General features: G+C 70.8%; 13 protein-coding genes. 4 read left to right on the top strand and 9 right to left on the bottom strand.

What is annotated here, in order from left to right; translation table 11 throughout:
• The first annotated feature begins 160 nt into the window (after nucleotides 1-160).
• Together KBC94_RS01180 and KBC94_RS01185 are read left to right on the top strand one after the other, a co-directional pair.
• Nucleotides 161-2,596, top strand: coding sequence for a TonB-dependent siderophore receptor (locus KBC94_RS01180; RefSeq protein ID WP_294365483.1), 2,436 nt, complete (start codon nucleotides 161-163; stop codon nucleotides 2,594-2,596).
• Nucleotides 2,593-3,813, top strand: coding sequence for a PepSY domain-containing protein (locus KBC94_RS01185; RefSeq protein ID WP_294365484.1), 1,221 nt, complete (start codon nucleotides 2,593-2,595; stop codon nucleotides 3,811-3,813). The genes KBC94_RS01180 and KBC94_RS01185 overlap by 4 nt, the downstream gene beginning before the upstream one ends.
• Here KBC94_RS01185 and KBC94_RS01190 read toward each other — a convergent pair.
• The 4 genes from KBC94_RS01190 to KBC94_RS01205 are packed head-to-tail and all read right to left on the bottom strand — an operon-like array spanning nucleotide 3,791 to nucleotide 6,760.
• The gene (locus KBC94_RS01190) at nucleotides 3,791-4,207 is read right to left on the bottom strand and encodes a DUF2177 family protein (RefSeq protein ID WP_294365486.1); all 417 of its coding nucleotides are present in this window, start codon (nucleotides 4,205-4,207) and stop codon (nucleotides 3,791-3,793) included. The two genes, KBC94_RS01185 and KBC94_RS01190, sit on opposite strands and share 23 nt — an antisense overlap.
• 39 nt (nucleotides 4,208-4,246) lie before the next feature.
• On the bottom strand, nucleotides 4,247-4,906 hold the full coding sequence (locus KBC94_RS01195; RefSeq protein WP_294365488.1) for a DUF6134 family protein: 660 nt from the start codon (nucleotides 4,904-4,906) through the stop codon (nucleotides 4,247-4,249).
• Nucleotides 4,907-4,914: 8 nt separating this feature from the next.
• Complete coding sequence (locus tag KBC94_RS01200) at nucleotides 4,915-5,703, bottom strand: DUF1295 domain-containing protein (RefSeq protein WP_294365489.1); 789 nt, start codon at nucleotides 5,701-5,703, stop codon at nucleotides 4,915-4,917.
• 10 nt (nucleotides 5,704-5,713) lie between these two features.
• Nucleotides 5,714-6,760 (bottom strand): cyclopropane-fatty-acyl-phospholipid synthase family protein, encoded by a 1,047-nt coding sequence (locus KBC94_RS01205; RefSeq protein ID WP_294365491.1) that lies wholly within the window; start codon nucleotides 6,758-6,760, stop codon nucleotides 5,714-5,716.
• Between the two features lie 112 nt (nucleotides 6,761-6,872).
• Here KBC94_RS01205 and KBC94_RS01210 point away from each other — a divergent pair, with 112 nt between their 5' ends.
• Nucleotides 6,873-8,207, top strand: coding sequence for a lytic murein transglycosylase (locus tag KBC94_RS01210; protein WP_294365492.1), 1,335 nt, complete (start codon nucleotides 6,873-6,875; stop codon nucleotides 8,205-8,207).
• 20 nt (nucleotides 8,208-8,227) lie between these two features.
• Nucleotides 8,228-9,424 (top strand): glycoside hydrolase 100 family protein, encoded by a 1,197-nt coding sequence (locus KBC94_RS01215; RefSeq protein ID WP_294365494.1) that lies wholly within the window; start codon nucleotides 8,228-8,230, stop codon nucleotides 9,422-9,424.
• A 44-nt stretch (nucleotides 9,425-9,468) separates the two neighbouring features.
• On the opposite strand, the gene KBC94_RS01220 is transcribed toward KBC94_RS01215, so the two are convergent.
• The 5 genes from KBC94_RS01220 to KBC94_RS01240 form a co-directional block, all read right to left on the bottom strand.
• Nucleotides 9,469-9,870 carry a Fur family transcriptional regulator gene (locus KBC94_RS01220; protein WP_294365950.1) on the bottom strand — a complete coding sequence of 134 codons (402 nt, stop codon included), beginning with the start codon at nucleotides 9,868-9,870 and terminating at the stop codon, nucleotides 9,469-9,471.
• 116 nt (nucleotides 9,871-9,986) lie between these two features.
• Nucleotides 9,987-10,931, bottom strand: coding sequence for a zinc ABC transporter substrate-binding protein (locus KBC94_RS01225; RefSeq protein ID WP_294365495.1), 945 nt, complete (start codon nucleotides 10,929-10,931; stop codon nucleotides 9,987-9,989).
• A gap of 154 nt (nucleotides 10,932-11,085) precedes the next feature.
• On the bottom strand, nucleotides 11,086-11,958 hold the full coding sequence (locus KBC94_RS01230) for a metal ABC transporter permease (RefSeq protein WP_294365496.1): 873 nt from the start codon (nucleotides 11,956-11,958) through the stop codon (nucleotides 11,086-11,088).
• The gene (locus KBC94_RS01235) at nucleotides 11,955-12,791 is read right to left on the bottom strand and encodes an ABC transporter ATP-binding protein (protein WP_294365497.1); all 837 of its coding nucleotides are present in this window, start codon (nucleotides 12,789-12,791) and stop codon (nucleotides 11,955-11,957) included. The genes KBC94_RS01230 and KBC94_RS01235 overlap by 4 nt, the downstream gene beginning before the upstream one ends.
• Entirely contained in the window at nucleotides 12,788-12,934 is a 147-nt protein-coding gene (locus KBC94_RS01240; protein WP_294365498.1) for a hypothetical protein, read from the bottom strand. The genes KBC94_RS01235 and KBC94_RS01240 overlap by 4 nt, the downstream gene beginning before the upstream one ends.
• Between the last annotated feature and the right edge of the window lie 110 nt (nucleotides 12,935-13,044).

Below are 13,044 nucleotides of genomic sequence, written 5' to 3' on the forward strand. Positions count from 1 at the left end.
GTGAAAGATTTTTTCGAGCGGGGCCTGTCACTTTCGGCGTTTCGATTGGCAAGGAGATGAACGACATCATCTCCAGGAGAAGCCCATGGCCCAGCGCCACCGCCGACCGCGCTCTTGCGCGCCCTCTCGATCCCTGCTTCGTCCGACGGCCCAGGCCGTCATGGCCGCCCTGGCCCTGCAGCTGGCGGGCACCGCCGTCGCCTGGGCGCAGGCGAGCCCCGCCGGCGCGTCGGTGGTCATGCAGCGGGACATTCCCGCCGGCCCGCTGGGCCGTGCGCTGTCGCTCCATGCAGCGCAGGCTGGCGTCGTGCTGTCCTTCGACGCCGCGCTCACCGACGGGCTGAGCACCCGTGGCCTCTCCGGTCGCTACACCGTGCAGCAGGGCTTCGATGCGCTGTTGGCCGGTACCGGGCTGGAAGCGCTGCGCGCCGCCGACGGCAGCTACGCGCTGCGCAGGGCGCCCGCGGCCGTGCGCGCCGGCACCTTTCAGCCTGCGGCTTCTGCCTCGCTGCCTGCGCTGACCGTCAGCGCGCAGGCGCAGAGCGGCAGCTCGACCTTCGGTCCTCAGGCCCGGCGCAACGCGACCGCCACCAAGACCGACACCCCCAACATCGAGGTCGCCCAGGCCATCAGCGTGGTCACGCGCGACCAGATGGACGAGCAGGGCGCTGCGCCCGCGCTGCAGGACGCCCTGCGCTACACGCCCGGCCTGATCGGCACGCGCGGCGTCAACCTCACCGACGACTCGTTCAACGTGCGCGGCTTCGCGGCGGGGCTGGCCACGTCGTCCAACACGCCGGTGTTCCGCGACGGGTTGCGCCAGGCGCCGGCCATGTATGCCTCGACCGTCGAGCCCTATGGCCTGGAGCGCATCGACGTGCTGCGCGGGCCGGGCTCGGTGCTCTTCGGGCAGGTCACGCCTGGCGGCTTGGTCAACGTGGTCTCCAAGCGACCGACCGCCGACACGCTGCGCGAGGTCGACCTGCAGGCCGGCAGCCACAACCACCGCCAGCTTGGCCTGGACCTGGGCGGCAAGCTCGACGACGCGGGCGAATGGACCTACCGCCTGACGGCCATGGCGCGCGACGCCGACACGCAGACCCGCTACATCCCCAACGACCGGCAATACGTCGCGCCGGCCATCACCTGGCGTCCGTCGGCCCGCACCTCGCTCACGCTGCTGGCCAGCTACCAGAACACCGACACGGCCTACAACTGGGGCCTGCCGGTCGCCGGCACGTTGCTGCCCAACCGCAACGGCCAGTTGTCGCGCAGCACCTTCACGGGCGAGCCCGGCTTCGACCGCTACAACACCCGCACCTGGACGCTGGGCTACCTGTTCGAGCACCAGTTCGACGACACCTGGACGCTGCGGCAGAACGCCCGCTGGTACCAGTCGGACATGACCTGGGACTCGGCCTATGGCTCGGGCCTGCAGGCGGCCAACCAGCGCCGCCTCAACCGCTTCGCCTTCATCCGCGCCGACGACTACAAGTCCTTCAACATCGACACGCAGGTGGAGGCCAAATGGCGCCATGGCGTGTTCGAGCACACCACGCTGGCGGGCATCGACTATGCCGACGTGCCCTGGGTGCGCAACGAGCGCCGCGGCACGGTCGGGGCGCTCGACCTCTATGCGCCGGTGTACGGCTCGGCCATCGTCCCGAACTTCCAGCCGAGCCGTGTGCTCAAGACCGATTCGAGCCAACTCGGCGTCTACCTGCAGGAGCAGGTCAAGATCGACCGCCAGTGGGTGCTGATGGCCGGCGTGCGGCACGACAGCGCGCGCAGCGACATCACCGGCCGGGTGACCAACGGCTCGGCCACCAGCCCGATCACGCCGGTCAACCTCCGCGACAACGTATCGGCCACCACGGGCCGTCTCGGCGCGGTCTACCTCATGGACAGTGGCTGGGCGCCGTACCTGAGCGCCGCCACCTCCTTCGAGCCAGAGTCCGGTGCGCTCGACTACAACAACAACACCTTCAAGCCCACCCGCGGCCGACAGTACGAGGCGGGCATCAAGTACGAGTCGCCGGACAGCCCGGTGTCGATGACAGCGGCGGTCTTCGACCTGCGCCGCACCAACGTGCTCACCACCGACCCAGACCATCCCGGCTATTCGGTGCAGGCGGGCGAGATCAAGTCCCGCGGCCTGGAGCTCGAGGCCAAGGCCCGCATCGGCCGCGCCTTCGAGCTGATGGGCGCCTACAGCTACACCGACGCCGAGATCACCCGCAGCAACAACGGCGACCAGGGCACCGCGCCGCCCGGCGTGCCCAGGCACAACCTGTCGGTGTGGGCCAGCTACCGCCTGCCGCAGGACATCCTGCCCGGCGTGAAGGTGGGCCTGGGCGTGCGCCGCGTCATCGGCACCAGCGGCTATGTGCTGGGCAGCACGCCCACGCCGGCCGAGTTGCCGGCCTACACGGTGATCGACGCGCTGATCGGCTACGACCGCGGGCCCTGGAGCATCACGCTCAACGTGGGCAACCTGTTCGACAAGACCTACGTGCAGTCCTGCTACTACGCGACCACCACCTGCTTCTACGGCGACGGCCGCAACGCCATCGTGCGGGCCACCTACCGCTGGTGACCGGCGTGCGTCGCCTGGAGCGTGCGCATGTCGTGGCGCTGCACCGGTATGTCGGCCTGCTGATGGCGGCTTTCCTGGTCGTGGCCGCCGCCACGGGCAGCGTGCTGGCCTTCCGGGACGAGCTGGACGAATGGCTGGCGCCCGAGCTGTTCGTGGCCCGCTCGCCCGCCGCGGCGCCACTGCTGGACCCCTTTGCGCTGCGCGCCCGCGTTGCGCAGCAGGTGGCGCCCCAGGGCCGGGTGGATGCCGTGGTGCTCGACCTGCGTCCAGGCCGGACCGCGCGCTTTCCCGTCGCGCCGAATCCCGACGGTGCCGGTGGCTTCCACCGGCTGGGCTATGACGAGGTGTTCGTGGACCCGCACACCGGCGACATCCAGGGCCGCCGCGCCCGCGAGGCCATCGCCTTCACCGCGCAGCAGGCCGTGCCGCTGCTCTACAAGGTGCATCACAGCCTGGCGCTGCCGGGCATCTGGGGCACGCTGCTGCTGGGCGTGATCTCGCTGCTGTGGACGCTGGACTGCTTCGTCGGCGCCTGGCTGACCTTTCCCAAGGGCAGGCCCTTCCTGCCAAAGTGGAAGCCAGCATGGCTGGTCAAGTGGCGGGCAGGTGTTCACCGCGCCACGCTGGACCTGCACCGCGCCGGCGGGCTGTGGCTGTGGGCCGTGCTGCTGCTGTTCGCCTGGTCGAGCGTGATGTTCAACCTGCGTGAGCCGGTGTTCCGGCCGGTGATGGGCGTCGTGTTTCCATTCGACGACTCGTGGCGCACCGTCCCCGTGCGGCCGAAGCCCGTCCTGGCACCGCGGCTGGACTGGCCGGCAGCCCATGCCGCCGCACGGCGTGCCATGCAGGACATGGCGGCCGAGGTCGGCTTCACCGTCGACCGGGAGGACCGCCTCCAGCTCGACCGGCGCCGCGGCGTCTATGCCTACCTCGTGCATTCGACGGTGGACCTGCGCAGCGACGCCGGCAACACCGCGATCCTGATCGACGCCGACACGGGCGTGCCGATGGGCCGCTGGCTGCCCACCGGCGGCCCCGCGGGCAACACGGTCAGCAACTGGATGGGCGCGCTGCACATGGCGCAGGTGTTCGGGCGGCCCTACCAGGTCTTCGTCTTCGTTTTGGGCATCGCCGTGGTCGTCATCACCGTCACGGGCGTGATGGTGTGGCAGAAGAAGCGCAGGGCGCGAATCCTCAGCCGCGCCAGGCGAGCGTGAGCCGCGTGGCCAGCGCCGAGGCCACGCCGGTCACGAAGGTGCCCCAGATCAGATCGGCGACCGTGACCTGCCATGGCCAATCCTTGAGCGTGGCCTGGTTGGTGAGGTCATAGGTGGCATAGCAGAAGAGGCCCAGCAGCGCGCCCATCACCAGCGCCTGCATGGGCTTGCGTGCCTCCAGTGCCGGGCCGATGGCGAAGATCATCATTCCCACCAGGTAGAGCAGGTAGAAGATGACGGCGGGCGCCACCGAAAAGCCGTCCGCCATCAGGTGGCCGATGGAGGGCCGGTACAGGCGCGACGCCATCGTGCCCAGCCAGATCGCGTCCAGGCCGAGGAAGACGACGGCGGCGATGCCGTAGGCGGTGAGGTAGTGCGAGAAGGGCAGGGCCATGGTCGTTCGGCGGGGAGGGTGGATGAATGGGGGCCGCGCTCAGCGCAGGCGATAGCTGAGCAGCTTGCCGCCTTCGAGTGTGCCGTCCAGGCCCACCCAGCGGCCGCCGCCGTCGTACCAGAGGTCGATGCGCTGCTTGAGCGCCACGATGCGCCAGCGCTGGGCTTCGACCGGCTGGCCGCGCACGTCGATGCTGGCGGCTGGCAGCGGCTCGATGCGCACTGCCTCCAGCTTGCCGGTCTGGGCGTTGAGCAGCTCGCGCTGTTTCAGGATCGCGCGGTTCCAGTAGGCGAAGCTCATGGCGCAGCCGGCCAGCAGCGGGTCGCCGGGCTCCAGCCGCACGGCGAGCTTGTCGCCGTTGTCGTCGGTGTCGGCGGTGAGGGACTTCAGGCAGTCGCCCTGCCAGCGCTCCTGCGCCTGATGGCGGTAGCGGTAGACGGTGATGCCCAGCAGCTTGACGTCGAAGCGGGCGTCGCTGCGCAGGCTGCGGGCGCCGCCGTCCTGCGTCTCCAGCGTGAAGACATGCTGGCCGATGGGCTTGCCGTCGAGGGAGGCTTCGAAGGACCAGACCTGCTGCGCCCAGGCGCCCAGGGGCAGGACGAGGGCCAGCAGCCCTGCCAGCGCCGCGCGATTGGGCAAGGATGCGCCGCCGCCGCCGCCGCCGCTGCGTGCGGGACGGGTGCGATCCGCTGCGGCCATCGCCGGGTTCATGCCGCACGCCGCCGGGGCGGCCAGGGAATGAAGGCGCTGGTGCGCGCCACGTAGTCGCGGTAGGCCGGACGCCGAGCGCTCAGGTCCTTTTCGAGCAGCGTCACGCCCGATACGCGCAGCAGCAGGAAGGTGATCAGCACCGGCGAGACGAAGCACCAGAGCGCGCCTGCGCCGCCGGCCTCCAGCGTCATCAGCGCCAGGCCCCACCACACGCAGCTCTCGCCGAAGTAGTTGGGATGGCGGGTGTAGTGCCACAGGCCCTGGTCCATGACGGCATGGCCGCCGCGACGCTTCGCGCGGAAGCCGGCCATCTGCGCATCCGCCACCGCCTCGAACACGATGCCGAACAGCGCCAGCGCCGCGCCCAGCAGGTCGAGCGCGCCAAAGGGGCGGCTGCCTGCCATGCCGGCCAGCAGGGGGGCCGAGATGATCCAGCCCAGCGCCCACTGCAGGCCGAACACGATGACCAGGCTCTTCCATGCGAAGGCCGGGCCATGGCGCTCGCGCATCTCGGCATAGCGGCGATCCTCGCCATGGCCCCAGTTGCGCCAGCTGATGTAGACGCACAGCCGCAGCGCCCAGGCCAGTGCCAGGCCCAGCATCACGAGGCGGCGGGTGGGGTCGGCGGCCGGCATGGCGGCCGAATAAGCCAGGGCCGGCACCGTGATCAGCCAGGGCCAGATGCGGTCGGCCAGGCTGGCGTCGCGCTTCCACAGGCTGGCCAGCCAGCCGGCCAGCGCGATCGGCAGCGAAACCAGAAGGCCCAGGAGCGCGGCGTGGAGCATGGTCCGATCCTCAGCGCTTCTGGAACAGGTAGTGGCCTACCCACCAGCGCTGGCCTTCGTCCCAGCCGAACAGCTCCTCGACCGAGAGGAAGAACAGGCGCCAGCGCATCCACCAGCGGTCGGCCTCGTTGGCGCCATAGGCGGATGCGATAACGGGCAGCAACTCGGGCCGGTGGGCGTCCATGTTGTCCAGCCAGGCGCGGGCAGTGCGGGCGTAGTGCCGGCCGTCCCAGCGCCAGCGATCGACCAGCCGAAGGTCGTCCTGGCACTGCATGGCGAGGTCGTCGCTGGGCATCATGCCGCCGGCAAAGAAGTAGCGCGTCATCCAGTCGCTGGCGTCGCGTTCGACGAAGGGGTAGGGCGCCTCCTTGTGTACGAACACATGCATGAAGAAGCGGCCTTCCGGCGACAGCCAGTTGGCCACGCGGGCAAAGGCGGCCGGCCAGTTGCGCAAATGCTCGAACATCTCCACCGACACGATGCGATCGAAGCGCTCGTCGGTGTCGAAGGCGTTGACGTCGCAGGTGATGACCTTCAGGTTGCACAGATGGCGCCGCTCGGCCTGTGCCTCGATGTAGGCGCGCTGCGAGTGCGAGTTGGAGACCACGGTGATCGGGCTGGCCGGATAGCGCGCCGCCATCCACAGCGACAGCGAGCCCCAGCCACAGCCCAGTTCCAGGATGCGCTGGCCGTTGACCAGCCCGGCGCGCTCGCAGGTGGTGGCCAGGGCGGCTGCCTCGGCGGCGTCCAGGTCCTCGATGCCCGGGCCCCATTCGCAACAGCTGTACTTGCGGTGAGGGCCCAGCACGCCGCCGAAGAAATCCGCCGGCACTTCGTAGTGCTGCTCGTTGGCCTTCTCGGGCAGGGGCGCGAGCGGGGCGGTGCGCATGCTGGCGAGGAAGTCGCGGGTCTGTCGGGCCACGGCCTCGGCGTTGCCGCATTGCAGCTCCTCGATGCGCTCGCGCAGCAGACGGCGGATGCCGAGGCGGATCACGCTGTCGGGCACATAGCCCTGTTCGACCCAGCGGATGGCGGTGGCGGTGTTGTCTCGGGGCATGGCGGTGTTCGTGTCGCGGTGGGACGAAAGCGGGTGTGTCCGTCTGTACGCAGACTGCGGGCTTTTGGATTTGCAGGGGGTGGGCAACGGGCGGCTGTGCACAATGGTCCGGATGCTCCTGCGCCTCTCGAACCGCCATGCCCCCCGCACCTGCGCGCTGGTGGGTGCCCTTCTCCTGGCCGGCTGTGCGTCGGCGCCCTCGACCGTGCCAGCGCCTACGACGCCCGGCCTGCCCCGGGCGCCCGGGGCGAGCGCGGCGACGTCGCAAGCCACCGTGGCCCCGCCCGCGCCGGGCCGTACTGCGTCGGCCCAGGCCGATGACCGAAGCCCGGCATTTGCTACGTGGTTGTCGCAGTTCCGCCAGCAGGCGCTGGCAGCCGGCATCCAGGAATCGACGCTCCGTGCCGCGCTCGACGGCGCGCACTACCTGCCGGCCGTGGTCGAGCGCGACCGCAGCCAGCCCGAATTCACCCGCAGCGTGTGGGACTACCTGGACAGTGCCGTCTCGCCCCAGCGCGTGACGCGCGGCCAGGCCAAGCGGCAGGAAGCGGCAGCCGCCGCCGATGCCGCCGCAGTCCGCTATGGCGTGCCGGCGGAGGTGCTGGTGGCCGTCTGGGGCATGGAAAGCAACTTCGGCAGCAACTACGGCGACATCGCCACCATCGACGCGCTGGCCACGCTGGGCTTCGACGGCCGGCGCGCCGACTGGGCGCGCCAGCAGCTGATCGCCGCGCTGCGCATCGTGCAGAACGGCGACATCGACGCCGCCCACATGATCGGCTCCTGGGCCGGTGCCATGGGGCAGACGCAGTTCCTGCCGACCAACTTCCTGGCCTACGCGGTCGATGCCGACGGCGATGGCCGGCGCGACATCTGGGGCAGCATGGCCGACGTGATGGCCTCCACCGGCAATTTCCTGATGCGCGAAGGCTGGCAGCGCGGCCAGACCTGGGGCGCGGAGGTGCGGCTGCCGGCCGGCTTCGACCTGGCGCGGGCCGACCCGTCGGTTCGGCAGTCCTCGGCGCAATGGGCGGCCGAGGGCGTCAGTGCGGCGACGGGCGGCTCGCTGCCCGAGCTAAGTGACGCGTACCTGCTGCTGCCAGCCGGCGCGCGCGGCCCCGCCTTCCTGGTCGGCCCCAACTTCCGTGCGCTGCTGCGCTACAACAACGCCACCAGCTACGCACTCGGCGTCGGCCTGCTGGCCCAGCGCATCGCAGGCGGGCCCGGCGTCATCGCCGAATGGCCGCGCGACCTGCCGCCGCTGGGCCGCAGCGACATGCTGGCGCTGCAGCAGGCCCTGGCCGCACGCGGCTTCGACCCCGGCACGCCGGACGGCCTGCTCGGCCCTGCCACCCGCGGCGCCATCCGCGCCTGGCAGCGCAGCAGCGGCCAGCCGGCCGACGGCTATCCCACCCAGCAGATGCTCCAGCAACTGCGCGGGCACTGAACCTGCATGCCCCCTTGCCGATGAAGGACCTGAGCCCCGACGACCGCGCCCTCATTGCCCAGTGCGAGCAGGCCTCGCTCGACCTGCTGGTGCGCAACCTTTCGCCGCACGGCATCCTGGCGGCCAGCCGCACCGAGGCGGCCGTGGCGCGGCGCTACACCCGCATCTTCGGCCGCGACGCGGCCATCTGCATCATGGCCATGGCCGGCAGCGGCGTGCCGGCGCTGGAGGAAGGCGCCGTCGCCAGCGTCCAGGCCCTGGCCGACCAGCAGGCGGCCAACGGGCAGATCCCGAAGTACGTTGACCCCGAAGGCCAGGACGCCGATTTCTGGTACCTGGGCTGCATCGACGCGACGCTGTGGTGGCTGATCGCCATCGACCATCTGCGCGGCCTGGGCCGCGTACCGGGCGGCCGGTGGGCCGCGGGCGAGGCGCTGGCCATCCAGTGGCTGCTGGCGCAGGAGCACCAGCACTTCCGTCTGCTGCAGCAGAACGAGGCCAGCGACTGGGCGGACATCATGCCGCGCTCGGGCTTTGTGCTCTACACCAATGCGCTGTGGTACGAGGTCAAGCGCCGCTTCGGCCTGGCCCATGCGGACGAGACGAAGCACCACTTCAACCACCTCTTCAACCCCTTCCAGCAGGACCTGCCCGAGTACCACCGCGCCCGCCTGCTGCGCCACTATGCGCGGCGGGGCCGGCGCGATCCGGGCATGTACCTCAGCTTCGTCAACCTGTCCTTCGTGGGCGACGAGGGCGATGTGTTCGGCAACGTGCTCGCCGTGCAGAGTGGGCTGGCCGATGCGGACATGGCGGCCAGCATCGTTCAGCGCATCGGCGAGGCGCGGGCCAGTGAGCCTTGGCCGGTGCGGGTGGTGCTGCATCCGCTGTCGCAGCAGCATCCGCTGTGGCGGCCCTACATGGGGCGTCACCAGCAGAACTACCTTCACCAGTACCACAACGGCGGCATCTGGCCCTTCGTCGGCGGCTTCTGGGTGATGGTGCTGGCGCAGCTCGGACTGCACGACCAGGCGAACGCCGAGCTGGTGAAGCTGGCCCGGGCGAACGCGCACGACGACTGGCGCTTCACCGAGTGGTTCCACGGCAAGACGCTGGCGCCCATGGGCATGGCCGGGCAGAGCTGGAATGCGGCCGCCTTCCTGATGGCGTCGAAGGCGTTGAGGGAATCGGCGCTGTCTCCAGGCCGGGCGGGCTGACCGCGCCGCGCGACGCCATCACGCCGCACACGGGCGACGGTGGCTCAGCGGGTTGCGGCGCCGCAGTCGGCGCACACGCCGTACAGCGTCAGCTCATGCGCCTCGACCGCAAAGCCCGTCGGTGCCAGGCCCGACAGGTCCCCGGGGCAGGCATGGATGTCGAAGACCCGGTCGCAGCGTCGGCACTGGAAGTGGTGGTGGTGCGCATGCCGTGCCGATTCGTAGCGCGCCACTGCGCCGGGCAGTTCGACGGTGCGGATGGCGCCGCTTTCCAGCAGCAGCTTGAGGTTGCGGTAGATGGTGGCCATGCCCAGCGCCGGTACCTCCTGCTGGGCCACGGCCAGGATCTCGGCTGGCAGCAGCGGCCGGGGCGATTCGTCGATCACCCGCCGGATGGCGGCCCGCTGGCGGGTGCCGCGCGTGCCGATCGCGCCCTCCGGCGCCATGCCTTCGTCGGACGCGGGAGCGTCGTCCTCGTGGTCGTGGGAATGGCGGTGGGCGGCACTCATGGCGGGCAGTCTATCGAGTCGGTCGGCCGGCCCGGCGCAGGACGGCACCGCCTTCACCGTGCCCTGGCGGTCAGCGCCGTCGCGATGGCGTCGGCATTGAAGCGGAACAGCTGCAGATAGCTCGCGGCCTCGGTGCCCGGCGCAGACAGCGCGTCCGAATACAGCTTGCCGCCCACGGCCACGCCCGATTCGCGGGCGATGCGCTCCACCAGGCGCGGGCTGGAGATGTTCTCCATGAACACCGCGCTCACCTGGCCCTTGCGGATCTGGCGGATCAGCTGGGCGACGCCGGCGGCCGAGGGCTCGGCATCGGTGTTGATGCCCTGCGGCGACAGCAGCGTCACGCCATAGGCCGCGCCGAAGTAGCCGAAGGCGTCGTGCGAGGTGAGGATGCGGCGGCGCTGGGCCGGTATGGCGGCGAAGCGCGCACGGACCTCGCGGTCCAGCGCCTGCAGCTTGGCGGTGTAGGCGGCCGCCCGTTCGCCAATGGCGGCGGCATGGGCCGGCCGCAACTGGGCCAGGGCGTCGCGGATGTTGGCGACGTAGCGAACGGCATTGCGCAGGTCCTGCCAGGCATGCGGATCGGTGCCCTCGCCGTGGCCATGGTCGTGGCCGTGTTCGGCCTCGTCGTCGTCGGCCTTGCGCGGCGTGACGCCGGCGCTGGCGACCACCACGCTGCCCCGGTAGCCGGAGGTCTTCACCAGCCGGTCGATCCAGCCTTCGAAGCCCAGGCCGTTGACCACCACCAGATCAGCGGCGGCCAGGGCGCGGGCGTCGGCCGGCGTGGGCTGGAACACATGCGCGTCGGCATTCGGCCCGACCAGCGCCTGGACCTGCACGTCCGGGCCGCCGACTTGACGCACCATGTCGGCCAGGATCGAGAAGCTGGCCACGACCTGGAGGGGCTTTTCTTGGGCGTGGACAGCGCTGCTGGCGCCGGCAGCGACGGCGAGCAGGCCGATCAGAAAGGGACGGCGGGAGATCAGCAGGGACGGCATGTTTCGGGACGAAGCGAGGGTGAATGGAATGCGAACGAGGCGCCCGGTTCGCGCATCGGTGAGGCCGACGCGTTGTTCTGCCTTTCGACGGGCTGAGGGCGGACGGTTGGGGCCGTCGTGCTGGATCGCATGGCTGCGGCGCCAGGGCGCATGCTCATGCCAGCCGGTGCGGCCGCCGCAGCCGCTGCCACAGCAGGCCCTCGCGGCTGCCCACGAACAGCGACAGCAGGTAGATGGCGCCGGCCACCAGCACGATGGCCGGGCCGGACGGCCACTGCGCGTGGTACGACAGAAGCAGGCCGGCGAAGCCGGAGAAGGCGGCGATCAGCGCCGCCACCGCGATCAGGCCGCCGACCTGGCCCACCCAGAAGCGGGCGGCCGTGGCCGGCAGCATCATGAGTCCCACGGCCATCAGCGTGCCCATGGCCTGGAAGCCGGCCACCAGGTTGGCCACGGTGAGCACCAGGAAGGCCAGGTGGACCCAGCGGCCCGGCCCGCCCACGCTGCGCAGGAAGCCGGGGTCCACGCATTCGGCGATCAGCGGGCGCCAGAGCAGGGCCAGCACCGCCAGCGTGACGCAGGTCGTGCCGCAGATCAGCAGCAGCGCGCGATCGTCCACCGCGAGGATGGTGCCGAAGAGCAGGTGCATCAGGTCGACGCTGGTGCCCCGCAGCGACACCAGCATCACGCCGAGCGCCAGGGCGATGAGGTAGAAGGCGGCGAAGCTGGCGTCCTCGCGCTGGGCGGTGGCCCGCGCCACCACCCCCGCGCCCAGCGCCACGCCGATGGCGGCCAGGAAGCTGCCGATGCTCATGGCCGCCAGCGACGGACCGGCGATCAGGAAGCCCAGTGCCGCGCCGGGCAACAGCGCATGGCCGGTGGCATCGCCCATCAGGCTCATGCGCCGCAGCACCAGCAGCGTGCCCATGGGCGCGCTGCCCAGGGCCAGGGCCAAGGCGCCGACCAGCGCCCGGCGCATGAAGCCGAAATCGACGAAGGGCTGTATCAGCAGTTCATGCAGCGTCATGGCGCGGCGCTCCTGACCCGATGCAGCGCTGGCGCGCCTTCGCACACCGGCGCCTGTTCGTCCCAGGCCTGGGCCATGTGCCGCGCCGAGGCCAGGTGCGCGGGCTGCAGCACCTCGCCCACGGGCCCCCAGGCCACGCAGCGCCGGGCCAGCAGCAGCGCCTCGTCGAAATGCGCCCGGACCTGGGCCATGTCGTGCAGCACGGCGATGACCGTGCGGCCCTCGGCCCGCCAGCCCTGGACCACGGCGAGCAGGTCGTCGGTGGTGCGGGCGTCCACGGCGTTGAAGGGTTCGTCGAGCAGGATGACCGGCGCGTCCTGCAGCAGCGTGCGGGCGAAGAGCACGCGCTGGAACTGGCCTGCCGAAAGCTCGCCGATGTTGCGCCGCTCGAAGCCGCCCAGGCCGACGGTCTGGAGCGCTGCGACGATGGCCGCGCGGTGCGTGGCGCGCAGCCGGCCGAAGCTGCCGATCTGCCGCCACAGTCCCATGGCTACCAGGTCGAAGACCTGCAGCGGAAAGGCGCGGTCGATCTCGGCCTGCTGCGGCAGCCACGCGATGCGGCCGGCGCAGTGCGCGGCCAGCTCGACCCGGCCGGTGCTCGGCCGCAACCGGCCCATGATGGCGTTCAGCAAGGTGGTCTTGCCGGCGCCGTTGGGGCCGACGATGGCGGTCAGCGCACCGGCCGTGAAATCGCCCGACACATGGTGCACCGCCGGATGGCCCCGGTACGCCACCGTCAGGTCCTGAAGGCGGATGGGACAGGTCTGGACCGCCTGCACGGGCGACGCCGCGGTTTGCGTGCTCGACGCGGCGGAAGGGCGGAGCGCGCTCATTCCAGCATCGCCCACCAGGCGGCCAGTGCCAGCGCCGCCATGAGGAGCGCGGCCAGCGCCAGACGCACGCCTGCGCCGAGGCTCAGCAGGCTGGTGGGCGAAGGGGCCCGGGTTGAGATGGCGTCACGAAGCGGGGAGAACACGATAACGATTGTACGTTATCAATAGTGGGCGGCGCTCGGCTGATCGAACGGCGCTTTTTGGATTCCAGTAAAAAGGCCCGCGCAGTGCGCGGGCCGGTTCAACGATCAGC

This window comes from Pseudacidovorax sp., assembly GCF_017991995.1.
GTDB lineage: Bacteria > Pseudomonadota > Gammaproteobacteria > Burkholderiales > Burkholderiaceae_C > Xenophilus.

Coding starts and splice junctions, on each gene's coding strand:
- KBC94_RS01180 (WP_294365483.1), top strand. CDS start 161: ATGGCCGCCCTGGCCCTGCAGCTGGCGGGCACCGCCGTCGCCTGGGCG.
- KBC94_RS01190 (WP_294365486.1), bottom strand. CDS start 4,207: ATGGCCCTGCCCTTCTCGCACTACCTCACCGCCTACGGCATCGCCGCC.
- KBC94_RS01195 (WP_294365488.1), bottom strand. CDS start 4,906: ATGGCCGCAGCGGATCGCACCCGTCCCGCACGCAGCGGCGGCGGCGGC.
- KBC94_RS01200 (WP_294365489.1), bottom strand. CDS start 5,703: ATGCTCCACGCCGCGCTCCTGGGCCTTCTGGTTTCGCTGCCGATCGCG.
- KBC94_RS01205 (WP_294365491.1), bottom strand. CDS start 6,760: ATGCCCCGAGACAACACCGCCACCGCCATCCGCTGGGTCGAACAGGGC.
- KBC94_RS01210 (WP_294365492.1), top strand. CDS start 6,873: ATGCTCCTGCGCCTCTCGAACCGCCATGCCCCCCGCACCTGCGCGCTG.
- KBC94_RS01215 (WP_294365494.1), top strand. CDS start 8,228: ATGAAGGACCTGAGCCCCGACGACCGCGCCCTCATTGCCCAGTGCGAG.
- KBC94_RS01220 (WP_294365950.1), bottom strand. CDS start 9,870: ATGGCGCCGGAGGGCGCGATCGGCACGCGCGGCACCCGCCAGCGGGCC.
- KBC94_RS01225 (WP_294365495.1), bottom strand. CDS start 10,931: ATGCCGTCCCTGCTGATCTCCCGCCGTCCCTTTCTGATCGGCCTGCTC.
- KBC94_RS01230 (WP_294365496.1), bottom strand. CDS start 11,958: ATGACGCTGCATGAACTGCTGATACAGCCCTTCGTCGATTTCGGCTTC.
- KBC94_RS01235 (WP_294365497.1), bottom strand. CDS start 12,791: ATGAGCGCGCTCCGCCCTTCCGCCGCGTCGAGCACGCAAACCGCGGCG.